Source organism: Catellatospora aurea, from assembly GCF_042663325.1.
GTDB classification, from domain to species: domain Bacteria; phylum Actinomycetota; class Actinomycetes; order Mycobacteriales; family Micromonosporaceae; genus Catellatospora; species Catellatospora aurea.
The window spans coordinates 169,108-191,522 of the sequence record NZ_JBHTAC010000001.1 but is presented as its reverse complement, the minus strand read 5'-3'; the positions used below and the strand labels follow the sequence as shown (position 1 = coordinate 191,522).

At 73.9% G+C, this 22,415-nt stretch carries 19 protein-coding genes; 10 read left to right on the top strand and 9 right to left on the bottom strand.

Annotated elements, in window-relative coordinates; genetic code table 11:
• Window positions 1-57: 57 nt before the first annotated feature.
• Both ACFQO7_RS00935 and ACFQO7_RS00930 read right to left on the bottom strand, forming a co-directional pair.
• On the bottom strand, window positions 58-1,638 hold the full coding sequence (locus ACFQO7_RS00935; RefSeq protein ID WP_376804529.1) for an SDR family oxidoreductase: 1,581 nt from the start codon (window positions 1,636-1,638) through the stop codon (window positions 58-60).
• A gap of 243 nt (window positions 1,639-1,881) precedes the next feature.
• Complete coding sequence (locus ACFQO7_RS00930) at window positions 1,882-2,571, bottom strand: hypothetical protein (protein ID WP_376804528.1); 690 nt, start codon at window positions 2,569-2,571, stop codon at window positions 1,882-1,884.
• A 212-nt stretch (window positions 2,572-2,783) separates the two neighbouring features.
• On the opposite strand from ACFQO7_RS00930, the gene ACFQO7_RS00925 reads away from it, so the two are divergent.
• The 7 genes from ACFQO7_RS00925 to ACFQO7_RS00895 all read left to right on the top strand — a co-directional run bounded on the left by ACFQO7_RS00925 (window position 2,784) and on the right by ACFQO7_RS00895 (window position 12,030).
• Window positions 2,784-4,439 (top strand): hypothetical protein, encoded by a 1,656-nt coding sequence (locus ACFQO7_RS00925; RefSeq protein ID WP_376804527.1) that lies wholly within the window; start codon window positions 2,784-2,786, stop codon window positions 4,437-4,439.
• Window positions 4,440-4,511: 72 nt separating this feature from the next.
• A complete protein-coding gene (locus tag ACFQO7_RS00920) occupies window positions 4,512-5,456 on the top strand; it encodes an LPXTG cell wall anchor domain-containing protein (protein WP_376804526.1) in 945 nt (314 codons plus the stop codon).
• On the top strand, window positions 5,453-6,562 hold the full coding sequence (locus ACFQO7_RS00915) for a hypothetical protein (RefSeq protein WP_376804525.1): 1,110 nt from the start codon (window positions 5,453-5,455) through the stop codon (window positions 6,560-6,562). Before ACFQO7_RS00920 ends, ACFQO7_RS00915 begins: the two co-directional genes overlap by 4 nt.
• A gap of 3 nt (window positions 6,563-6,565) precedes the next feature.
• Window positions 6,566-7,900, top strand: coding sequence for a type 1 periplasmic-binding domain-containing protein (locus tag ACFQO7_RS00910; RefSeq protein WP_376804524.1), 1,335 nt, complete (start codon window positions 6,566-6,568; stop codon window positions 7,898-7,900).
• A complete protein-coding gene (locus ACFQO7_RS00905; protein ID WP_376804523.1) occupies window positions 7,890-8,609 on the top strand; it encodes an ABC transporter ATP-binding protein in 720 nt (239 codons plus the stop codon). Before ACFQO7_RS00910 ends, ACFQO7_RS00905 begins: the two co-directional genes overlap by 11 nt.
• Window positions 8,606-11,431 (top strand): ABC transporter permease subunit, encoded by a 2,826-nt coding sequence (locus ACFQO7_RS00900; RefSeq protein ID WP_376804522.1) that lies wholly within the window; start codon window positions 8,606-8,608, stop codon window positions 11,429-11,431. The genes ACFQO7_RS00905 and ACFQO7_RS00900 overlap by 4 nt, the downstream gene beginning before the upstream one ends.
• An 11-nt stretch (window positions 11,432-11,442) precedes the next feature.
• On the top strand, window positions 11,443-12,030 hold the full coding sequence (locus tag ACFQO7_RS00895) for a neocarzinostatin apoprotein domain-containing protein (RefSeq protein ID WP_376804521.1): 588 nt from the start codon (window positions 11,443-11,445) through the stop codon (window positions 12,028-12,030).
• Window positions 12,031-12,078: 48 nt separating this feature from the next.
• Here the strand turns inward: ACFQO7_RS00895 and ACFQO7_RS00890 are convergent, their stop codons facing one another.
• The 7 genes from ACFQO7_RS00890 to ACFQO7_RS00860 form a co-directional block, all read right to left on the bottom strand.
• Window positions 12,079-13,668, bottom strand: a complete 1,590-nt coding sequence (locus ACFQO7_RS00890) for a pectate lyase family protein (protein ID WP_360530258.1) — start codon at window positions 13,666-13,668, stop codon at window positions 12,079-12,081.
• A 598-nt stretch (window positions 13,669-14,266) separates the two neighbouring features.
• Window positions 14,267-15,385, bottom strand: a complete 1,119-nt coding sequence (locus ACFQO7_RS00885; protein WP_376804520.1) for a cytochrome P450 — start codon at window positions 15,383-15,385, stop codon at window positions 14,267-14,269.
• On the bottom strand, window positions 15,382-16,452 hold the full coding sequence (locus tag ACFQO7_RS00880; RefSeq protein ID WP_376804519.1) for a glycosyltransferase family 2 protein: 1,071 nt from the start codon (window positions 16,450-16,452) through the stop codon (window positions 15,382-15,384). The genes ACFQO7_RS00885 and ACFQO7_RS00880 overlap by 4 nt, the downstream gene beginning before the upstream one ends.
• A complete protein-coding gene (locus ACFQO7_RS00875) occupies window positions 16,440-17,105 on the bottom strand; it encodes a lysophospholipid acyltransferase family protein (RefSeq protein WP_376804518.1) in 666 nt (221 codons plus the stop codon). Before ACFQO7_RS00875 ends, ACFQO7_RS00880 begins: the two co-directional genes overlap by 13 nt.
• A complete protein-coding gene (locus tag ACFQO7_RS00870; RefSeq protein WP_376804517.1) occupies window positions 17,098-17,427 on the bottom strand; it encodes a lycopene cyclase domain-containing protein in 330 nt (109 codons plus the stop codon). Before ACFQO7_RS00870 ends, ACFQO7_RS00875 begins: the two co-directional genes overlap by 8 nt.
• Entirely contained in the window at window positions 17,417-17,890 is a 474-nt protein-coding gene (locus ACFQO7_RS00865; RefSeq protein WP_376804516.1) for a lycopene cyclase domain-containing protein, read from the bottom strand. Before ACFQO7_RS00865 ends, ACFQO7_RS00870 begins: the two co-directional genes overlap by 11 nt.
• Entirely contained in the window at window positions 17,890-18,807 is a 918-nt protein-coding gene (locus ACFQO7_RS00860) for a phytoene/squalene synthase family protein (RefSeq protein ID WP_376804515.1), read from the bottom strand. Before ACFQO7_RS00860 ends, ACFQO7_RS00865 begins: the two co-directional genes overlap by 1 nt.
• Window positions 18,808-18,873: 66 nt before the next feature.
• Here ACFQO7_RS00860 and ACFQO7_RS00855 point away from each other — a divergent pair, with 66 nt between their 5' ends.
• From ACFQO7_RS00855 to ACFQO7_RS00845, 3 genes are read left to right on the top strand one after another with little or no spacing between them, the layout of a single operon-like run.
• On the top strand, window positions 18,874-20,004 hold the full coding sequence (locus ACFQO7_RS00855; RefSeq protein ID WP_376804514.1) for a polyprenyl synthetase family protein: 1,131 nt from the start codon (window positions 18,874-18,876) through the stop codon (window positions 20,002-20,004).
• A 17-nt stretch (window positions 20,005-20,021) separates the two neighbouring features.
• Window positions 20,022-21,494 carry a phytoene desaturase family protein gene (crtI, locus tag ACFQO7_RS00850; protein ID WP_376804513.1) on the top strand — a complete coding sequence of 491 codons (1,473 nt, stop codon included), beginning with the start codon at window positions 20,022-20,024 and terminating at the stop codon, window positions 21,492-21,494.
• A gap of 34 nt (window positions 21,495-21,528) precedes the next feature.
• Complete coding sequence (locus ACFQO7_RS00845) at window positions 21,529-22,407, top strand: MerR family transcriptional regulator (RefSeq protein ID WP_376804700.1); 879 nt, start codon at window positions 21,529-21,531, stop codon at window positions 22,405-22,407.
• Window positions 22,408-22,415: the final 8 nt, after the last annotated feature.

Genomic DNA, 22,415 nt, shown 5'->3' with positions numbered 1-22,415 from the left:
AATGACGGAGGCGCCACCCGCACCCCTGGGTGGCGCCTCCGCGCACGTTCCCGTTGACTACGGGCCGGCGCCCTCGGCGCGGACCCGGGTCGGCGACAGCGCCCGGACCGGCGGGGGCGTCGGCTCGGCCGGCGACGCGGCGCGCTCCGCGGCGTGGGCGATGTTGCGGGCCATGCCGCCGAAGATGAAGTGGTGGAACGGCGAGATGCACTGCCAGTACAGGTGCCCGGCCAGCCCGTGCGGGATGAACACGGCCCGCTGGTCGTACCGGCACACGTGCGCAGGGCTCAGCAGGTCGGGGTCCACCCGCAACTCCAGCCAGGCCCGGCCGGGCAGCAGCATCTCCGCCCGCAGCCGCAGCAGCCTTCCGTGCTCGATCTCCTCCACGCGCCAGAAGTCCAGCGCCTCCCCGACGTAGAGCTCCACCGGGTCGCGCCGGCCCCGGCGCAGCCCGACCCCGCCGATCAGCCGGTCGAACCAGCCGCGCAGCACCCAGGCCAGGGGTGAGGAGTACCAGCCGGTCTCCCCGCCGATGCGCACGATGACGTTCCACAGCGCGTCCGGCGGCGCGTGCACCCGGCGCGTCTTGTGATCGATGTACACGCTGCCGCCCGACCAGTCCGGATCGGTGGGCAGCGGCTCAGCGGGCGCGCCCGTCCAGGTCGCCGTCGACCAGCGGGTCTCCACATCGGCGTCACGGATCTTCACCAGCGCCAGCGTGACCGCCTCGTCGAAGCCCTTGAGCCCTTCCGGCGGGTCGGGCACGTATCGCGCGATGTCGTGCTCGCGGCACACCGCCTCGTGGATGAGGCTCGCCACCAGCGGTTTGGCGATCGCGCCGGGCACCGGCGTGACCAGGTTGACCCACTGCGAGCTGAGCCAGGGCGTGAGCACCCCGACCGGCACGATCACGCGCGGGCGCAGCCCGGCGATGCGGGCGTACCGGTCCATCATCTGGCGGTAGGTGAGCACGTCGGGGCCGCCGATGTCGAAGGAGCGGCTGACCTCGCCCGGCACGCTCGCCCAGGCGACCAGGTAGTGCAGCACGTCGCGCACGGCGATGGGCTGGATGCGGGTGCCGACCCAGCGCGGGGTGACCATGACCGGCAGCCGCTCGGTGAGGTAGCGCAGCATCTCGAACGAGGCCGAGCCGGAGCCGATGATGACGGCCGCCCGCAGCGTCACCGTGGGCACCCCGGACGCGGCCAGCAGGGTCGCCACCTCGTCCCGGGAGCGCAGGTGCGCCGAGGCCGGCGTGCCGTCGCGGGCGGGCTGCGGCTCCGGGCCGCCCAGGTAGACGATGCGTTTCACCCCGGCCTGGCGCGCGGCCTCGGCGAAGGTGTGCGCGGCCCGGCGGTCCACGTCCTCGAACTGCGGCGTGCCCAGCGAGTGCACCAGGTAGTAGGCCACGTCGATGTCGCGCAGGGCGTCGCGGGTGGCGTCCAGGTCGAGCACGTCCGCCTCGGCGATCTCGGCTTCGTGCGCCCACGGCACGTCGCGCAGCCGCCCCGCCGACCTGGTCAGGCAGCGCACGTGGTGACCGGCCTCGATCAGTCGTGGGGCCAGCCGCCCGCCGATGTACCCGGTCGCCCCGGTCACCAGGACCCGTGCCCGCCGCCCCGCCGATTGCCGCGACATGCCTGAATTCTACGGACTTCGACCTTTATTCGGGCCGGTGGAGCGGAAGCTGCGTCGTTTCGCGCCGCGCGTCACGCGCACTGCTTGCCGTCCGCTGCGCCGAGGTGACCACCGCGTGACGTTCCGTAAGGCCGGGCGCGGACAGGTGTCCCTATGTGCGGTTACATCTTTTTTGATGTGGCCACATCAAAAAAGATGTAACCGCACGGCGAGCGATGCCTTCCTGCGGCCGCCCGCCGGAGGTCAGTTTTGCGGGAGTGGCTCCTGCGTCGGCTGGGAAGGCGCGGCGTCGAGGGCCGGGCGGGTCGTGCGGAGGACCGTGGCGAGGACCGCCAGCTGCAGTAGCAGCTCGCCGACGTTGCCGAGCCAAAAGTGCGCGGCGCCGGACCCGGCGGCGGCGAATATGGCGATCCCGCCCAGGCAGAGCCAGGGGAACCGGGCCGTGCGCCACACCAGCGCGCCGATCACGACGACCACGAGCATCGTGACGATCGCCGGGACCGGCGGTCCGGCGGTGGCCGCGTTGACGTAGCGCAGGGTGTCGGCGTACTCCTTCGGTTCCAGGCGCAGCGCGACGACGTCGGCGGCGACACCGAGCGCGATCAGGACCGCGACCAGGACACCTCCGGCGATCCGTACGGCCTTGCGCCGCAGCGAGGTCACGCCGAGCCGGGCGGCCAGGGCCGCGGCGGCGACGACGAGCAGCGGCGTGAAGACGGCGTGGATCCAGTACCGCGGCGCGTTGACGGCTTCCAGGGCCGGGCCGAAGCCGAGCAGCCGCCCGGCGGCGACGGCTCCGCTGTCGTAGGCGAGGCCCACGCAGATCACGGCGACGAGAGCCGCGGCCGGTCCGGCGGTGCTTCGGCGGCGTGCCGCCAGCCCGGCCAGGATCAGCATGCATACCGCGATCGACGCCATCAACGCAGAGATCATCTGGACCGCCCTGGTGTTTCGTAGATGGGAACACCGTTTCGTCAGTGGGAAAGCTAAACCTCGCCGCCCTGATGGCGCAAGGGTTTGCGGCGGCCGCCCGTAAACATCTCCGGTCGGACGGTTGACAAGCCGGGTCGCCGCTGACTTCATAGACGTATCGCTGGCGAGAACGTTGTTTCGTCTAGCGAAACAAGAAGGAGAAGGGAGGTTCCATGCGAAGTAAGTGGGCGGTCGTCACCAGCAGCATCGCTGTCGTCGCCGCGCTGGGTCTCATCGAAGCACCGGCCCAGGCGTACGGGCCGACAGCGAATTCGCTGGGCTGCCGGCTCTACTTCGGCGACGCGGGCACCGGCTCGTCACCGACCACCTGGAGCGACACGTTCGGGCTGACCCTGTCACCGGCCACGCCGGCACCGGGCCAGACCGTCACGGTCACGCTCACGGCCGCCGCCGGACCGCTCAACGGGCCCGCCCCGTTGGTCGCCGGTGACGTCCCGGTGGTCGCCACGGTGGCGCTCGGCGGCTCGCAGTCGGGCACGGTCACGCTGAACCTGGCGCCGTACCCGACGTCGGCCAAGGATCCGTACACGCCGCTCGGCGCGATCTCGGCGACGGGCACCTTCGTCGCCGGACCGGCCGGCGCGGCCACCGCCACGGTGACGCGGGTGAAGTTCGCCAACACCACCGCGGCGACGTACTGCTCCAACGCCGGGGACCGCGACCACAAGGCCGCGCCCCAGGCCAGCACCATCGTCGAGGCGTTCAGCGTGTTCGACGGCTCGGCCACCGTGACCGCGGTGTCCGGGCAGACCGTCACCACGCACGCCCGCGCGGGCAACACCGTCACCTTCGCGGTGGCGGGCCTCGCGCCCGGCGCGACGCTCACCGCGTCCCTCAAGGACGGCGCGGGCGCGGGCACGGGCGAAGGCACCGGCACGGGCAGCACCGACGGGTCGGGAGCCGGGACGGGCACCATCGCCGTGCCGGCGGGCGCCACCACCGGGGTCCGCAGCGTCGCGGTCTCCGACGGCGTCAACACCGTCGTCGCGCCGATCACCATCCTGGGCACCCCCACCATCGCCATCAACCCCGGTGGCGGCGGCGCGGGCACCTCGGTCGCGGTGACCGGCACGAACTGGAACCCGGGCAGCACCGTGGCCATCCGCGGCTACCAGGCGCTGGCCGGACCCCCGCCGCCGAGCCCGACCGGGGACGCACCCGTGAGCATCACGGCCTCGGCGTCCGGCGGCATCAGCACCACCTACACCGTCAACGACCCCGCGACCGCCTATCTCGGCGCGTCGTCGGGCGTGGGCCCGAGCACTCTCTTCGCCATCGCGAACTGGGCGGCCTCGGCCGACGCCTGCGTCGCGAAGACCGGCGCGGCGACCACCGGGTCCTGCTCGCTGACGTACAACCTGTCGCAGACCGTCACCGCGGGCAACCTCGCGATGGCCCGCGCGGCAGGCAGCGGCAACATCGCGCTGTCGGGCGTCACGCTCGACGGCACCGTCCACACCAGCACCGGAACGCTGCCGGTCATCACGGTGACGGACTACCGCGGCAGCACCTTCGGCTGGAGCCTGGTCGGCACGCTCACCGACTTCACCGGCACCCCGGGCGGCACCATCCCGAAGGCGAACCTGTCCTGGACCCCCGCCTGCACCGGCACCGCCGGCGCGACCAACGCCGTCACCGCGGCCGCGGGCACGGCGGGTCCGGTCGACGGCGCCACGCTGTGCTCGGCCCCGGCCGACGCGGCGGGCACCGGCGGCAGCTTCGACGCCTCCGCGGCGCTCGCCCTGACCGTGCCCGCCCACCAGCAGGCCGGTTCGTACTCCGCCACGCTCACGATCACGCTGAGCTGACGCGGAGACCGGTGGGGGCGGGCGCTATCCGTCCCCACCGGCCCCTGTATCCCACCACCCGGGGAGAGGCTGATGGCCATCTGGTCGCGTACGGCCGCGGCCGCGCTCGCCGCCGCGCTGCTCGCCGTCATGGCACCGATCCCGGCCCACGCCGCCGGCAACGGGCGCTGGGCGGTCGTGCCGACGCCGCCGGACAAGCCCGGCCCCGCCCCGCGGCAGTACTTCTTCCTGGAGTCGCCGCCCGGCCGCACCGTCATCGACTCGGTGCGCGTGGCGAACCTGACCGACCGCCCGATGACCCTGCGCCTGTACGGCGCGGACGCCTTCAACACCAGCGCCGACGGCGGGTTCGGGCTGCTCCCGCAGGCCGAGCGGCAGCGCGGGATCGGCGCGTGGACGCAGCTGGGCCTGGCGGAGGTCGTCGTGCCCGCCAAGCGCCAGACCGACATCCCGTTCACCATCACCGTCCCGGCCAACGCCCCGCCCGGCGACCACGTCGGCGGCGTCGTCGCCGCAGAGTCCACGCCCAGCGGACAGCTCGCCGAGGGCGGCATGAACGTCGGCGTCACCCACGCCGTCGCGGCGCGCGTCTACCTGCGCGTCAGCGGCCCGACCGTGCCCGGCCTGGCCGTCGAGGACCTCGCCGCCGATCCGGGCGAGCTGACCTACACCCTGGCCAACACCGGCAACATCCACCTGTTGCCGGAGCTCACGGTGACCTCGTCCGGCCTGTTCGGACACACCGTGACCGCCGCCGGGCCCGGCTCGCAGCTCGACCTGGTGCCCGGCGCGCGCACCCGGCTGCGCGCCGCGCTGCGCGGCGTGTGGCCAGTCGACATCGTCACCACCACGGTCACCGCCACCGCCGAGGGCGGCGTGCGGGCCACCTCATCGACGACCACGGTCACCGGGGTCCTCCCCGCGCTGGGACTGCTCGCACTACTCGCCGCCGCCGCATTCCTGCTGGTCCGGCGTCGCCGTCGGGCCCGCCGCCTGCGCCCGCGAGGCCTGGCATGAGCCGCCTGGTCACGCCGCCCGGGTCTGCCAGGCGCAACAAGGACGCGGGCCGTAGTCTGACCGCCGCCCTGCTCGTAGTGCTTGCGGTGCTGGCGATGCCGGTTGCGGCGCACGCCGACGGGTGGAGCGTGACACTGTCCGCGCCCAAGGCAAGGCCGGGCGACACCGTGCGGGTCACCGGCGCGAACTGGCCCGCGGGGCGGCTGGTGCAGCTCGTCACCTGCGGAGAGCTGGCGCTCGGCGGGTCGTCCTCGTGCGACATGCGCGGCGCGCTGGCCACCGCAGTGAAGCCGGACGGCACGTTCTCCGTGGTGCTGACCGTCGGCGAGCCGCCCAAGCCCTGCCCGTGCGTGGTGCACGCGGCGGCGGTCGGCACCGGCGAGAGCGGCCACGTGGACACCCCGCTCGACGTGTCCGGCCACCCGACCGGGCCGGTGCCGACACCGGCGCGGACCCTGGCCCGGCTCGACGTGGTCGAGGCGCGGCTCACCGGCGGCGGGTCGGTGTCGGCCTGGTTCGGCGGGTCCCAGCACCGGACGCTGGTCTACACCGTGCGCAACGTCGGATCACAGACGCTGAGCGGCGCTCCGCTGACCGTGCGCGTCGGCAACGGCGCGGACGCCGTGCCCACACCGCCCACCGGTGAGCTGCGCCCCGGCGAGACGCGCACGTACGAGGTCGCGGTCACCATCCCGTTCGCGGCGTTCGGGGCGTACCCGGTGGCGGCCGAGCTGGGCGGGTTGGGGCAGGCCAAGGCGGTGCACCAGGCGTACCCGTGGGGGCTGGTGCTGCTCAACGTCATCGGGTTGGCGCTGATCGGGTTCGGGGTGCTGCGGCTGGTGCGCCGCCGCCGCGCCCGCGCCGCCGCTCCGGCCCTGGCCGTGGACGGGCCGATGCTGCTGCCCGCTGTGGTGCGGGTGCCGGACCTGGGGGCGTACCTCGTCTTCGACGACGCGCCCGGCGCGGGCCGGATGCGCCGCCTCGCGGGCGGGCAGCTCGCCCCCGACGAGGTGCGCCGCCTGCTGGAGCGCGAGCAGCGGCAACCGGCCGCGGTCGTCGACCTCGACGCGCTCGACGCCTACCTGACCACTCGCGAAAGAGGGTGACCCGTGGACAGATCGACGGCGCTGCGCGCCGCGGCCGCGGCGGTGGTGGCGGCGGTGGCGTTCACCGGCTGCTCGGCCGTCATGCCCGGCGCGCTCGACCGGCAGCAGCCGGCGACGCTGACCGGCACCGGGCCGGGCGTCACCGACAGCACCGTGAAGGTGGTCTTCGTCGGCGTCGACCTGGGCACCACCGGCAGCAGCCTCGGCTTCCGCACCGCCGACGCCGGTGACCTGCCCGCGCAGGTAAAAGCGCTGGAGGAGCACGTCAACGCGAACGGCGGCATCGCCGGGCGCAGGCTGCAGGCGGTGTTCCGCTCGTACGAGGCCAGCAACGACTCCCCGGCCGCCGAGGAGAAGCTGTGCAACCAGATCACCCAGGACGACAGGGCGTTCGCGGTGGTGCTGACCGGGCAGTTCCAGTCCAACGCCCGCCCCTGCTACGCCTCGCGCGGCACGCTGATGCTGGACGCGACCCTGGTCCCCAACGACGACGCCACGTACGCCAAGCTGTCGCCGTACCTGTGGTCGGCCAGCTATCCCGGCTACGACGAGTTCGTGAAGGCGCTGTTGACCTCGCTGAACGGCGAAGGTTTCTTCACCGGCGCGGACGCGGTCGGTGTGGTCGCCGCGGACACCCCGGTCAACAAGGCCGTCTACGAGCGGCTCGCCGAACCCGAGCTGAAGCGGCTCGGCGTCGCCCCGACCGTGTCCTGGGTCGACACCACCGACCTCGGCACCCTGAACGCCGGGCTCAACCAGGCCGTCGTCGACTTCCGTAGCAAGGGCGTCGCCCGGGTGATGTTCCTGGGCGGGGCACGGCTGGCCTCGTTCTTCCTGACCACGGCCGCAGCGCAGAGCTACACCGCGCGCTACGCGGTGTCCAGTTTCGACAACCCGGCGTTCCTGGTGAACAACCCGGGCACGATTCCGGCCGCGGCCCTCGACGGCATGGTCGGCATCGGCTTCAACCCGAGCCAGGACGTGCCCGACAGCAGGCTGCCGTTCCCGGGCGGCGACGCCGAGCGGGCCTGCCTGGACATCTTCGCCAAGGGCGGGCAGAGCTTCAAGACCAGGGAGAACGCCCGCGTCGCATTCACCTACTGCGACGCGGCGCTGCTGCTGCACGCCGCCGCGAAGGACCTCGGCGCGAACCTCAACGCGGCCGCGTTCGCGCAGGCGGCGTCCGCGCTCGGGGACCGGTTCACCCCGGCCGCGGGCACCCGCGGGCTGCTCGGCGGGGACCGGCGTGCGGCCGGCGACGGCTACCGGGTGCTCGCGTACGACCCGGGCTGCTCGTGTTTCACCTATCGCGGTGAGGAGAAACGCTTTGCCGGCTGACGCGCTCAAGGCCACCGGGATCGACTGCTCGTACGGTCCGGTGCAGGTGCTGTTCGGGGTGGACCTGCGGGTCGCGCCCGGGGAGATGGTGGGGCTGTGCGGGCCCAACGGGGTCGGCAAGTCCACGCTGCTGCGGGTGCTGTCGGGCCTGCACCGGCCGACGGCGGGCCGGGTCGAGCTGTTCGGCGCGGACATCACCGGCGTCTCGGCGGTGCGGCGGGTGCGGCTGGGCATGGCGACCGTGGTCGGCCAGGCCGCGTTCGGCTCGCTGTCCGTGCTGGACAACCTGCGCCTGCACGGGTACGCCATGCCGCCCGCCCAGGCCCGCGAAGCCGTCGACGCCGCCCTGGCCGTGTTCCCGCGCCTGGCGCAGCGGGCACACCAGCCCGCCTCGACCCTGTCCGGCGGCGAGCGGCAGATGCTGGTGCTCGCCAAGGCGCTGATCCAGCGCCCGCACGTGCTGCTCGTCGACGAGCTGTCGCTCGGCCTGGCCCCGATCGTGGTCGGCGGCCTGCTGGAGATGCTGCGCCGGCTGAACGCGACCGGCGTGTCCGTGCTGGTCGTCGAGCAGTCGGTGAACGTGGCGCTGTCGCTGGTCGACCGGATCTGCTTCATGGAACGCGGCACGATCGCCGCCGAACACCGCCCGCAGGACCTGGCCGACCGGCCCGAGCTGGTGCGCTCGCTGATGCTGGGCGGGCACGCATGATCGACCCGGTCGTCCTCGGCCTGTTCACCGGCCTCACCTACGGGCTGCTCGCGGTGGGCCTGGTGCTGGTCTACCGGTCCAGTCGTTTCCTCAACTTCGCCCACGGCTCGGTCGGCGTCTTCGGCGCGGCGGTGCTCAGCCAGCTGGTGACCGGGGCCGGGGTGCCGTACTGGGTGGCGTTCCCCCTGGCCATGGCCGTGTCCGCGGGCGTCTCCGCGCTGATCGAGGTCGCCGTCGTACGCCGCCTGCGCGGCCGTCCCGGGGTCACCGGGATGATCGCCACGCTGGGGCTGTCGCAGTTCGTGCTGATCCTCGCGCTGCTGGTGAGCAGCCAGGGGCTGAACGGCCTGACGTTCCCGAAGCCGCCCGGTATGCCGTCGTTCACGCTCGGGCGCACCCCGATCGGGCCCGCGTTCACCGCGATGGCGCTGCTCGCGCCACTGCTGCTCGGCGGACTGGCGCTGTTCCTGCGGCGTACCCGGTTCGGGCTGGCGGTGCGCGCCGGAGCGGACGCGCCGGACACCGCACAGCTCAACGGCATTCCGGCGGCGCGCATGACCACGCTCGCCTGGGCGCTGGCCGGAGCCGTCGCGGCGTTCTCCGCGATCCTGGTCACCCCCACCCAGGGCGCGCAGTCGATCGACACCCTCGGGCCCGAGCTGCTGCTGCGCGGCCTGGCCGGGGCGGTGGCTGCCCGGATGGCGTCGTTGCCGATCGCGTTCGCGGCCTGCCTCGGGGTCGGGGTCGGCGAGCAGGTGCTGCTGTCGATGGGCGGGGGCCGCGGCGGGGTGTCCCTGGCCCTGGCCCTGTTCATCCTGGTGGCGCTGCTGCTCCAGCCGCAGCTCGGCCGCCGCGACGGCGAGCAGGCGCGCTGGCCGCGCGCGGTGCCCGCGCCCGCGTCCCGGGCCGGACGGGTGCTGGCGGGGCTCGCACTGCTGGCGGCCGTCGCCGCGGCGTACCTGGTCACCAACGAGACCGCCTCCGCGCTGACCACCGTGGCCGGGTTCGCGGTCGTCGGGCTGTCCGTGCTGCTGGTCACCGGTCTGGCCGGGGAGCTGTCGCTGGGCCAGTTCGCCTTCGCGGGCATCGGCGCGGCGGTGTCGCTGCACGTGGCGGCGGCGACCGGGAACTTCTTCACCGGCGCGGTGGCCGGGTGCGCGGCCGCCGCCGGGTCCGCGGTGCTGGTGGGCCTGCCCGCGTTGCGGTTGCGCGGCCTCGCGCTGGCCGCGACGACGCTCGCGTTCGCGCTGGCCGCCGAGGCGTGGCTGCTGCGGCTGCCGTGGCTGCTCGGCGACGGAGTCAGCGCCCCTAAACCGGTGTGGACCGGGTACGCCCTCGTCCTGGCGAAGGACTACTACCTGTTCGCGCTGCTGATGCTGGGGCTCGCGCTGTGGCTGGCGCACCGGCTGCGCTCCGGCGGCTTCGGCCGGGTCGTGCTGGCGCTGCGCGACAACGAGGACGCGGCCCGTGCTCTGGGCGTGCCCGCGCCACGCCGCAAACTCCAGGTGTACGCCGCCGCGGGCGCGCTCGCCGGCCTCGGCGGCGTCGTCATCGGACACGGCCAGACCCAGGTCACCGTGAACAGCTTCCCGGCCGTCGCCGGGATCGACGTGGTCGCCCTGACCGTCGTCGGCGGGCTCGGCCTGCTCGGCGGCTCGGTCCTCGGCGCGCTGCTCCTGATCGGCCTGCCGGGCCTGGTGGACCTGGGCATCTTCGGCCAGGCCGCGCTGACCCTGGGCTGGCTGCTCGTCGTAGTGGTGCTGCCCGGCGGCCTCGGCGAACCCCTGGCCCGCCTGGTCGCGCGCCTGCCGGGCAAGGCCAGACGGGCCGGCGGTCCGGTAGCCGACCCACAGCCGCCCGCGCCGCCGCCGATGCCGGCACCCGAACCGCTGCCGCGTCGACGTCCGCGGTCAGACGCCGATCCGGCCGTGGCAGTCGCTCCGATTCCCAAGCCGCAGCCTTCCGTGGTGTCCGCGGCTTCCCCAAGGGCGTCCATGACGCTACCCCGGCGGACGTCGCCGCTGGTGGCGGGGCCGGGGCCGCTGCTGGAGGCGCGCGGGGTGGCGCGGGCGTTCGGCGGGGTGCAGGCTGTCGGCGGGGTCGACCTGGCGGTGGGGCCTGGCGAGGTGGTCGGCATCATCGGCCCGAACGGGGCCGGCAAGACGACGCTGTTCGAGATCCTGGCCGGGTTCACCCGCCCCGACCAGGGGCAGGTCGCGTTCGCGGGGCGGGACGTGACCGGCTTGAGCCCGCAGCGGCGGGCCGCGCTGGGCCTGGTGCGCTCGTTCCAGGACGCGCGGCTGTTCCCGACGCTGACCGTACGCGAATCGCTGCTGGTCGCGGGGGAGCGCCTCGCGCCGACCGGCCTGCTGACCGCCGCGCTCGGCGGACGCGGCCCGCAGCGCCGGCAGGAGGCGCTGGCCGGGGACCTGCTCGACCTCTTCGGCCTCGCCGGGCACGCCGACCGCCAGGTGGGGGAGCTGTCCACCGGCACCCGGCGCACCGTCGAGCTGGCCTGCCTGCTGGCGCTGGAGCCGTCGCTGCTGCTGCTCGACGAGCCGTCGTCGGGAGTGTCGCAGGCCGACGGGGTCGCGCTGGCCGACCTGCTGTCGCGCGTCAACCGCGAGCTCGGCGTGGCGCTGCTGGTCATCGAGCACGACCTGCCGCTGCTGTCCCGGCTCGCGGGGCGGATGGTCGCCATGGACGCGGGCCGGGTCATCGCCGACGGCACACCCGACCAGGTCAGGTCCCATCCTGCCGTGGTCGCCGCATACCTCGGCACCGATGCCGCCGCGGTGCACCGGTCCGGTGCCCCCGTCTGAAGGAGGTTCCCATGTGGAGAGCACGTGCGGTCGCGGTCCTCGCCGTCCTGGCGGTGTCCGTGCCGATGGTCGCGTCACCGGCGGCCGCGAAGCCGGTGCTGACGCTGAGCAAGTCCAGCGGGTTGAGCGACGGCGCGTCGATCACGGTCAACGGCTCGGGGTTCACCGCGAACCTCAAGCAGATCGCGATCGGGCAGTGCATCGCCGAGGTGAAGGGCCCGACCGACTGCAACCTCGCGGGCGGGGCCCAGTTCGTCAACGCCGACGCGAGCGGGAAGATCCCCTCGGTGACGCTGCGGGTGGCGAAGAAGTTCGGCTCGTTCGACTGCACGAAGCGCCAGTGCGTGATCGCGGCGCAGATCCTGCCGTCGTCGGCCTCGGACGACATCGTCAAGGCCAACGCCACCAGTACGAAGATCTCGTTCGGGACGTCCGGTGGCAGTTCACCCGCGCCGCAGACCTCGCCGGGCGGGACGCTGGCCAAGACCGGGCCGGGGGACGAGCACTGGGTGATCGTGCTGGCCGGGACCGCCCTGCTGCTGCCGGGCGTCGGCTTCCTGCTGCTCATGCCGCGCCGCCGCCGGGCTCTGGCGGGCTGAACGCGAAAGGGGGCGGGAGCCCGACGGCTCCCGCCCCCTCGCCATACGTCAGCTGGCGTAGGTCTCGAACTCGGCGACCTTCGGGGTGGCCGACGAGCTGGTGATCCGGAGGGTGACCTTCGTGGTCGAGGTGGCGGTGAAGGTGATGGTGCCCGAGCCGCTGCCCGACTTCAGGACGGCCCCGGTCGCGCCGTTGAGGACCTGCCAGGACCCGATTCCGGAGCCCGACGCCTCGCGAATGACGATCCGGGACACCGTCTTGGCGGAGCTCCACTTGACCGAGATGTCACCGGTCGACCCGGAGGGCGACCAGAACGTGCTCAGGTTGCCGTCCTTGACGTTGCCGTAGCTGGTGCCGCTGGCCTTGCTGGAGCCGTCGGCGCCCGCGTCGGAGGCGAGGCTGAGGTTGGTGCCGCTGGGGCTGCTCGACGGCTGCGGGCTCGGCGAGGAGCTGGCTGACGGCGACGGCGCGGTCGAGCGCGACGGGCTGGCCGACGGGGCGGGGCTGCTCGGGCCCGCGGTCGGCGACACCGGCGTGCAGCTGCCGTTGGACACCTGCAGGCCCTTGTTCGCGCCCGCCGTGGCGGCCACGACGCTCGGCACGCAGCTCGCCGCGTCCAGGGTGTACGCGTACGGGATGCTGACGGTCGTGTTGGACACCACGTTCGGGCCGGCGGGGTTGTTCTCCGAGCCGGGGCTCGACCAGGTCACGTTGTTGAAGATGTTGCCGCTGACCTGCCAGTAGCCGGCCTCGCTGGTGTAGAACGTGCCGAGCACGTCCTTGGAGTTCTGGAAGTAGTTGTTGTCCACCTTGGCGCGCGCCCCGGCCCGGGAGTTGATGCCGGACTCGACCAGGCCCGAGTAGTGGTTGTTGTAGATGTGCGCGATGCCGCCGCGCAGCAGCGGCGTACGCGAGTCGATGTTGCTGTAGTAGTTGTGGTGGAACGTGATGAAGCCGTTGCCGGTGTCGCTCTCGCTGGAGCCGATCAGGCCGCCGCGGCCGGAGTTGCGCAGGATGCTGTAGGACAGCGTCACGTACTGGACGTCGTCCTTCATGTCGAACAGGCCGTCGTAGCCCTCGGACTCGCCGCCGGACGCCTCCAGCGTGACGTGGTCGACCCAGACCCGGCGCACGGTGCTCTCCATGCCGATGGCGTCGCCGCCGTTGGACAGCGGCGAGCCCGACTTCTTGACGTTCCGCACGGTCACGTTCTGGATGATGATGTTGCTGGAGTCCCGGATGTGGATGCCCAGCTGGTCGAAGATCGCGCCGCTGCCGACCCCGATGATCGTGACGTTGCTGATCTCCTTGAGCTCGATCTTGTCGGCGGCGGTGTTGCAGCTGTCGCCGGACACCTTGGTGGTGTTGCCGTGGTTGATCGTCCCGGAGACCTGGATGATGATCGGGGTGCTGCTGCTGGCCCGGTTGCACAGGGCCGCGTGGATCGCGGTGCCCGTGGAGGCCTGCACCGTCGCGCCGCCCGCGCCGCCGGTGGTCCCGCCGTTCTGGGTGGCGTAGCCGGTGACGCCGCCGGTGGCGGCCGCCGCCTGGGGCGCCTGCAGCGCCACGCCGACCGCGGCCGCCAGGGCCGTGCCGGCCAGCGCGGCCGAGAGTCGCACAACGACTGGTCGTTTCATCTTCGTCTCGCTTTCGTGTTCGGGCGCGGGTGATCGCCGCTGATTGGCCGATCGCGGCGGGCCGGCGAGGCTTCGGGCCTGTCGCCTGTGGCCGGGCAGGTCGCGGATCGACCGGGAAGAGTGCTCTGGTCGAGGTGGAGCGGTCGTCGGTGCCGTCGCGACCTGGAATCGGGCCTTCGAAGCCGGCGGCGGCTGCGCCCGTGCCGAATCGTCGGGGTCGCGGGCTGCCGTCTCGAGCCGGAGCCGCCCGATCAGGAACGGTCGGGCGTCAGTAGCCACGCGCCCCGGTCACGTCCGGTGGGAGGCCCGTTCCGCCGGCGTTTCGGGAAAGCGCATTCCCTAACACGGTGCAGTCCGCGCGGGACGAAGTCAATGGATCACCGTGTGCAGGATTGTTGCAGCGCCGGGCCGCTGTCCTCGTCGAGAGCCATTGACACCCATAGGACGCCGGTCGCCGGGGCGTTCGCGGGCGGCACGCTGGTGGCCGCCGACGCCGACCCCGCAGTAGCACCGCCGACCAGGTGCAACGCCTTCCGCCTGCCCGACAGCGTGGTCGAGCCGCCGTTCCAGGAGTTCCGGCCGTTCTGAGCGCCGCCGGTCACCAGCGGCGTTCGAGCCACAGCGGTCCGCGCGGGCGCAGCGCGATCGCGGCGCTCGGCGTGGGATCGCCCTCGACCTGGGCGAGTTTCGCCTCGCACCAGGGGAGCAGGGCGGCGCGCAGCATGGCTCGGGCCAGGTGCGCGCCGAGGCAGGTGCGCCGCCCGGCGCTGAACGGCAGGAAGCCCCAGGCGGGCCGCCCGCCGTCGAAGCGGTCCGGCCGGAACGTGTCCGGGTCGTCCCACAGCCGCGGGTCACGGTGGGTGAGCAGTGGGGAGTAGAGCACGAGCGTGCCCGCGGGCAGGGGCACGCCGGTGGCGGTGGTGTCGCGGGCGGTGACGCGGCTGCCCAGCCAGCCCGCCGGGTAGAGCCGCAGGGTCTCGTCGAGCACCTGGCCGAGCGTGTCGGCCTGCCGCCACTCGGGCGCCCCGGCCAGGTGCCACAGGGCCCAGGCGAGGGTGTGCGCGGTGGTGTCGTAGCCCGCGGCGAGCCCGACCCGGATCTCCGCGACGGCGTCGTCCAGGCCGGACAGGGCCTCGGCCAGGCTGCCCGGCGGCGGGTCGGCCAGGATCGCCGTGATGGCCGCGTCGAGCCGCCGGAACAGCAGCGGGCGCGGGATCATCGGGCCGGGCGCGGGATGCTGCAGCGGGTGCAGGAAGTCGGCGAGCAGCCGGTCGGGCATGGTGTTGGCGAAGAACGCGGCGTTGAGCATGCGGCGCACCACACCGCTGGCCCAGTCCAGCGCCTCGAACCGGCCGGTGGGCAGGTCGGCCCGCGCCACCAGGTCGAGCTGTTCCAGCAGGTGGCCCAGGGCACGGGCGTGGAAGTGCGGGTTCAGCTCGCGGCGGCGCGGGTCGTGGCCGGGGTTGTCCTGGTAGACCACCCCGGCGGACAGGTACGGCGTGAGGCCGCTGAGGCTGCCGACGCTGCGGAAGGTGTCCAGGTCGCCGAGCACGGCCCGGTTCCAGTCCGGGGTGTAGCCGACCACGGCGGTGCGCCACAGCCGCAGCCGGAACACGTCGCCGGTGCGGGCCCCGTCGCGCAGCAGCCGTACCGGGTCGGTGGACCACCGCCACAGGTGGCCCAGCAGCGGCGTTCCCGCGGGGGAGGGGAGCTTCACCGGTACTCCCGTCCCTTCCAGACCGCGGTGCGGCGCAGCGCGGTCAGGTAGACGGGCAGCGCCGCGGGAGCGATGAACGGCACCAGCGCGGCTTCGGCGTACGCCCCGCGCCCGGTCTTGGCGTTGGACAGCACCCGTTCGGCGAGCCCGAGCACCGCGGCCACCCGCCAGCCGGGGCCGCGCCGCCACAGCAGCCACGGCAGCGTGTAGGCGACCAGGTTCCCGGCGAAGCTCGCCGCGAGCAGCACGTCGCTGCCGTTGTGCGCGGCCCGCATGCTCTTGCCGACCCCGCGCACCGCGCTGCGGTAGTCGTCGTACATGCGGGTGCTGACCAGGTCGCCGCCCAGCGCGAGGCCGAGCTTGAGCCCTTTGCGCCGGCTGAGCCTGGCCAGCTCCAGATCCTCGACGATCTCCCCGGCGACCGCCGCGTGCCCGCCGACGTGCTCGTACGCGGCGCGGCGGAAGGCCAGCAGCTGCCCGTTGGCCACCGCGGCCGCCGGGATCGGCAGGTCGAGCAGCTGGAATGGCAGGAAGCCGAGCAGGTTCTCGTCGATCAGCGGGACCAGGAAGCGCTCGCCCAGCGTGCCGGTCTGCTGGCGCGGGAACACCGAGAACACGCCGGCCCGCTGGCGGCGCTGCTGCGCCCACACCGCGTCCAGCGCCCCGGGCCGCAGGGTCACGTCCGCGTCCAGGTAGACCAGCAGGTCGCCGGTTGCGGCCTCGGCGAGCTGGTGGCAGGCCCAGTTCTTGCCGATCCAGCCGTCGGGGCGGGGCGCGCCGGTGATCAGTTTGAGGCGCGGGTCGGTGAAGCCCGCCACGACGTCGGCGGTGCCGTCGGCGGAGCCGTCGTCCAGGACCAGGATCTCCTCGGCGGGCTGGGCAAGCAGGCCGGGCAGGGTGTACGGCAGCCGCGCGGCCTCGTCGCGGGCGGGCACCAGCAGCGACGTGCGCGGCCGCCCCGGCGCGGACTGCCCGCGGGCCAGCACCGGGAACGAGCGCGCATTGCTCAGCAGCCCGGCCGTCTTGACCAGGTGGAAACCGGCGACGGCGGTGCTCAGGACGCCCACGGCGCGGCCCCCTGCACGGTGTCGATCTGCTCGTCGACGCTGCGCCGCCCGGCGAGCACCCGCCGGAAACTGGCCAGCGGGCGGCGGGGCTCGGCAACGGCGAGCTGGCCGTCCAGGGCCGACAGGTCGGCGGCCAGGGTGTTGGCGAGCCGCTCGGTGACCTGGCCGTCGCTGCCCCGGCGGGTCACCTCGGTGCAGGAGACGTACGCCTCGGGCCGGGTGTGGCCGCGCATGACGACCCGGACGGCGACCGCGTAGAGCGGCACGCGCGCCTGGCGGGCGTACCAGGCGGCGCCGGGCGACAGCGGGCCGGGCGGCCCGGCGGGGCGCAGCTCGCCCTCGGGATAGATGACCAGGGTGCGGCCGTCGGCCAGGTGCCGCAGCCCGGTGCGGGGCTCGGCGGTGCCGAACACCCCCACCCGGCGCACGAACCGGTAGCGGGCCAGGTTGTCCTGCTGCATGAGCAGGCACGCGGGGTGCCGCGAGCGCTCCAGCACGACCGACGCGACGAACGGGTCCCACCAGCTGTGGTGGTTGGCCGCCCAGACGAACGGCCCGCGGGGCAGCCCGCCGCGCAGCCACACCCCGCGCAGGTCCCGGCGCACCAGGTAGGTGAAGCCGTGACGCAGGAACGCCGCCACCGGGTCACGCATCGCGGGCCTCGCCGTCGGCGGCCGGGCGCTGCCGCTGCCACAGCAGCAGGGTCAGGGTGATCAGGGCGAGGCCGAACCCGTAGTCCTCGACCGGGATGTGCCAGGGCGCGCGTACGCCGCTGATCTGCTCCTCGGCGTAGTGCACGACGGTCGCGTCGGGCCGGGTCAGCCAGCCGTCGACCGGCACCATGAAGGCCAGCGAGATGGCCACGGTCAGCCAATACCGGGCGGTGCGCAGCAGCCCGGTGCGCAGCACGGCCAGCTCCAGGGCCACCACGGCGACCGGGGCGGTGACGGCGGCGATGGTGTACTCAGCCGCCATGCCGACCCCCGGCGGCGGCCTGCCGCCCTGGCACGTCGGGCGTCTCGTGCGGGCCGAGGCGCGCGGACTCCGCGGTGGGCGCGGGATGCGCCACTCCGCTGGACTGCCCGGGAACGGTCTCACCGCGGTGTTGCGGGCCGGTGCGGACCCGGCGCAGCAGATGCGGTCCACGGCCCAGCACCTCGAAGGTGAGCAGCGCGCACAGCGGCACCACCAGGAAGAACAGCCACTCCTCCCACGGTAGGCCCGCGACGGTGCCGCCGGTGGTGTACCGGTCGGAGAACCACCAGTGGCCCCGGGCGGTCGCGATCAGATCCCAGGTCACGAACACGGCCACCACCGGGGCCAGCGTGGACACCAGGCGGCGCGGCTGCCGGTAGACCCGTGCGCCGAGCACCGCTTCCAGCGGCAGCGTCACGGCGACGCAGGCGGCCAGGATCAGCGCGTAGCGCAGCGCGTCCATCAGCTCGCCCGCTCCGGCGCGCGGGGCGTCGCGACCGGGGTGCCGGCGGGGGTGAGCAGGCAGCGGGCGGCCACCTGCAACCGGCGATGGGTGGGCACTGTCGCGCGGCGGGCGAACACGTCGAGGTCGGCCCGTTCGATCTCGTCGAGGATGCCGCCGTACAGGTGGAACGCGGTGCGGATGCAGGCCTGCGAGGTCGGGGCGAGCATGGTGACGCCGGGGGCCGCGGCGGCGTAGTGCTCGCGGGCCCGGGTGATCTCGTAGCGGACCAGTTCCCGGATGGCAGTGGTGGCGGTGCCGCGCGCCGCCGCCTGGTGCAGCTCGGCCGGGCTGACGCCGAACGTGCGCAGGTCGCGCTGGGGCAGGTAGATCCGCCCGCGCTCCAGGTCCTCGCCGATGTCGCGCAGGAAGTTGGTCAGCTGGAAGGCCAGCCCGAGCTGCCGGGCGGGTTCGCGGGCGGCGTCGGCGTCGGCCGGCTCCAGGATCGGCAGCATCATCGTGCCGATCACGGCGGCGCTGCCCTCCATGTAGCCGAGCAGGTCGTCGTAGTCGGCGTACTCGGTGACCTCCAGGTCCATGGCCATGCTGCGCAGGAAGGACGCGAAGTCGGCGCGGTCCATGTCGAAGCGCTCGATCGTGTGCAGCACGGCGGGCAGCAGCGGGTCGTCGACGGCGGCGCCGTGCAGGCCGGCCACGAAGCGGTCGGACCACTCGCGCAGCCGGGCGGCGCGCTCGCCGTCCGGGAGGTAGTCGGTGCTGTCGACGATCTCGTCGGCGTAGCGGGTGAAGCCGTAGAGCGCATGCACGTGCGGGCGCTTCCAGGTCGGAAGCAGGCGGGTGGCCAGGTAGTACGTGCGGCCGTGGCGGCGGTGCAGCTGCCGGCAGCGCTCGTACGCGGCGGCGAGTTCAGGCTCCACGGTGCTCTCCTCGAAAAAATCGACTCAACAATCGACGCAACTTCGACTCTACGCTAATCTGAGCGCGTGGCAAACGACACCTTCTCCGCGACCGCTCCTTCCTTTACCCCGACCGCGGGTCCCGGGTCGGTAGACCACGCCGTCGACCTGCACGAACGAGTCGAGCAAGCGCTCAGCGACTTCGTGCTCGCCGAGACGGCGGCACTGCTCGACGTCGACCACGCGCTCGAACCGCTGCTGGCCGCCGCCCGCGACGCGGTGCTCGGCGGGGGCAAGCGCATCCGGCCGCTGTTCGCCTACTGGGGCTGGCGCAGCGTGGCCGGGCCGGCCGCGCCTGTGCAGCCGGTGCTGCCCGCGCTCGCCGCGCTGGAGCTGCTGCACGCGTTCGCCCTGGTGCACGACGACGTGATGGACCGTTCGGCCACCCGCCGGGGCCGCCCCACCGCGCACCGGGCGCTGGCCGCGGCACACGCCGGGCAGCGGCTGCGCGGCGACGCCGAGCGCTTCGGCGACTCCGGCGCGATCCTCGTCGGCGACCTGTGCCTGGTCTGGGCCGACCGGCTGATGAGCCGGGCGAAGGTGCCCGCCCCGGCGCTGGCGGGCGCGCGGTCGGCGTACGACCGGATGCGGGTCGAGGCCATCGCCGGGCAGTTCCTCGACGTGCTCGGCGACCACGCGCGCAGCTGGTCCCCGGAGCGGGCGCTGCGCACCGCACGCCTCAAGACGGCCGGTTACACCGCCACCTGGCCGCTGCATTACGGCGCGGCGCTCGCCGGGGCCACCGGCGCGGCGTTCGCGCGCGGGCCGCTGGGACGCGCCTACACGCGCTACGGCCTGGCCGTCGGCGAGGCGTTCCAGCTGCGCGACGACCTGCTCGGCCTGTACGGCGAACCCGCCGTCACCGGCAAACCGGTCGGCGACGACCTGGGCAAGCCGACCATGCTCCTGCTGCTGGCCCGCGCTCTGGCGAACGCGGCCCAGCACGCCGAGCTGGATAAACTGCTCGCCGCCGAGCAGCCCGACGTGACCCGGCTGGCCGAGGTGGTCCGCGCGACCGGGGCCGCGCGGCGGCTCAGCGACATGATCACCGACCGGGTGGCCGACGCGCAGGGCAGGCTCGCGGACGCGCCGCTGGACGAGTCCGTCCGCGCCGCGCTGGGTGAACTGGCCGCCGCCGTAGCCTGGCGCGCGGCATGACCGGAAGGAGCGCACGCATGCGGACGGTTCCCGGACGCACCGACCACGTGGTCGTGGTGGGGGCAGGGCTGGGCGGGCTGGCCTGCGCGCTGCACCTGGCCGGGGCGGGCCGGCAGGTGACCGTGCTGGAACGCGAGGACGTGCCGGGCGGGCGGGCCGGTCGGCTCGACCGCGACGGCTACACCTTCGACACCGGCCCGACCGTGCTGACCATGCCCGACCTGATCGCCGAGGCGTTCGCCGCGGTCGGCGAGGAGATGGCCGACTGGCTCACCCTCACCCCGCTGGACCCGGCCTACCGGGCCTGGTTCGCCGACGGTTCGAAACTCGACGTGATCGCCGACCCGGAACGCATGGCCGAAGAGATCACGCGGGTCTGCGGCCCGCGCGAGGCCGACGGCTACCGGCGCTTCGTCGACTACGCCCGCCGGCTGTGGGAGCTGGAGCGGCACGACTTCATCGAGCGCAACTTCGACAGCCCGCGCGACCTGCTCACGGCGAACCTGCTGCGCCTGGTCGCCGCGGGCGCGTTCGGCCGCCTGCAGAACCGCATCGACACCTTCCTGAAAGACGACCGCACCCGCCGGGTCTTCTCGTTCCAGGCCATGTACGCGGGCCTGTCCCCGCACAAGGCGCTGGCCGTGTACACCGTCATCGCCTACCTCGACTCCGTCGCCGGGGTGTACCACCCGCACGGCGGCATCCACGCTCTGCCCCGCGCCATGGCGGCCGCGGCCGAGAAGCACGGCGTGCGGGTGCGCTACGGCACGCAGGCGCTACGCGTCGAGACCGGCGGCGGCCGGGCCACCGCCGTGATCACCACGGACGGCGAGCGTATCCCCGCCGACGCGGTCGTGCTCAACCCGGACACCGCCGCCGCGCACGCGCTGCTGCCCGGCTCGAAACCACGGCGGCTGCGCTACTCGCCGTCCTGCGTGGTTCTGCACGTCGGTTCCGACGCCGAATACACCGAGGCCGGTCACCACAACATCCACTTCGGGCGGCAGTGGCGGCGCACCTTCGACGAGGTGATCAGCAAGGGGGAGCTGATGAGCGACCCGTCGCTGCTGGTCACCAACCCCAGCCGCACCGACCCGTCGGTCGCCCCGGCGGGACGGCACACCTACTACGTGCTCGCGCCCGTCCCGAACCTGGTCGCCGGGGAGCAGGACTGGCGCGGCGGGCTCGCCGACCGGTACGCCGACGAGCTGATCGACGTGCTCGAAGCGCGCGGCTACCCCGGTTTCAAGGCGGGGGTGCAGACCCGGACCGTCGTCACCCCGGTCGACTGGGCCGAGCTGGGCATGGACGCGGGCACCCCGTTCGCCGCCGCGCACACGCTGACCCAGTCGGGCCCGTTCCGGCCGCGCAACCTGCACCCGGCGCTGCCCAACGTGGTCTTCACGGGCTCCGGCACCACCCCGGGCGTCGGCGTGCCGATGGTGCTGATCTCAGGCAAGCTCGCCGCCCAGCGGATCACCGGCGGCTGACGCCATGAGCGAGCACCGCGAGCGAATCGACGGCGTGGGCGGGCAGGGGCGCAGCGCCGGGGACGTCGCGCGGCGGCTCGGCGTCGCGGTGACCACGCTGCGCACCTGGCACCAGCGGTACGGCCTGGGGCCGAGTGAGCACGTCGCGCACCGGCACCGCCGGTACACCCCCGACGACGTGGCCCGGCTAGAGGTGATGTGCCGGCTGACCACCGAGGGTGTGCCCGCGCACGAGGCGGCCCGGATCGCGCTGGCCGGGCTGCCCGGCGAACCCGCCGCGGCCCGCCTCGCCCCGGAGCCCGACCCGTCGGCGCGGGGGCTGACCGTCGCCGCGGTGCGCCTGGACATGCCCGCCATGCTGTCGACCATCGCCGCGGCGGTACGCGGCCGCGGCGTCGTCTACGCCTGGGACCACCTGCTGTGCCCGGTGCTCGTCGAGGTGGCCCGGCGGCAGCAGCCGGACGGGCACATGATCGAGGTGGAGCACCTGCTGTCCCGGTGCATCCTGGAGGTGCTGTGGACGGTGCCCCGGCCGTTCGGCGCGTCCGCCGCGCGTCCGCTGCTGGCCTGCGCCGCCGAGGAGCAGCACACGCTGCCGCTGGAGGCGCTGGCCGCCGCGCTGGCCGAGCAGGGCTGCGGCAGCCGCATGCTCGGCGCCCGCGTCCCGCCCCTGGCCCTGGCCGACGCGATACGCCGCACCGGCCCCGCCGCCGTCTTCATCTGGTCCCAGTTCGCCGCGACCGGCGACCCGGCCCAGCTCACCCCGGTCCTGGCCGCCCGCCCCCGCCCGGCCCTCATCGCCGCGGCCGGCCCCGGCTGGTCCACCCCGCTCCCCGACGGCGTCTCCCGCCCAGCCGACCTGACCGACGCCCTCCGCCTGGCCCTCCCCGTCACCGCCGCCCGCCCCCGCTGACCCCGTTC

Coding starts and splice junctions, on each gene's coding strand:
- ACFQO7_RS00930 (WP_376804528.1), bottom strand. CDS start 2,571: ATGATCTCTGCGTTGATGGCGTCGATCGCGGTATGCATGCTGATCCTG.
- ACFQO7_RS00890 (WP_360530258.1), bottom strand. CDS start 13,668: ATGAAACGACCAGTCGTTGTGCGACTCTCGGCCGCGCTGGCCGGCACG.
- ACFQO7_RS00865 (WP_376804516.1), bottom strand. CDS start 17,890: ATGGACGCGCTGCGCTACGCGCTGATCCTGGCCGCCTGCGTCGCCGTG.
- ACFQO7_RS00870 (WP_376804517.1), bottom strand. CDS start 17,427: ATGGCGGCTGAGTACACCATCGCCGCCGTCACCGCCCCGGTCGCCGTG.
- ACFQO7_RS00920 (WP_376804526.1), top strand. CDS start 4,512: ATGGCCATCTGGTCGCGTACGGCCGCGGCCGCGCTCGCCGCCGCGCTG.
- ACFQO7_RS00925 (WP_376804527.1), top strand. CDS start 2,784: ATGCGAAGTAAGTGGGCGGTCGTCACCAGCAGCATCGCTGTCGTCGCC.
- ACFQO7_RS00935 (WP_376804529.1), bottom strand. CDS start 1,638: ATGTCGCGGCAATCGGCGGGGCGGCGGGCACGGGTCCTGGTGACCGGG.
- ACFQO7_RS00895 (WP_376804521.1), top strand. CDS start 11,443: ATGTGGAGAGCACGTGCGGTCGCGGTCCTCGCCGTCCTGGCGGTGTCC.
- ACFQO7_RS00875 (WP_376804518.1), bottom strand. CDS start 17,105: ATGCGTGACCCGGTGGCGGCGTTCCTGCGTCACGGCTTCACCTACCTG.
- ACFQO7_RS00900 (WP_376804522.1), top strand. CDS start 8,606: ATGATCGACCCGGTCGTCCTCGGCCTGTTCACCGGCCTCACCTACGGG.
- ACFQO7_RS00915 (WP_376804525.1), top strand. CDS start 5,453: ATGAGCCGCCTGGTCACGCCGCCCGGGTCTGCCAGGCGCAACAAGGAC.
- crtI (WP_376804513.1), top strand. CDS start 20,022: ATGCGGACGGTTCCCGGACGCACCGACCACGTGGTCGTGGTGGGGGCA.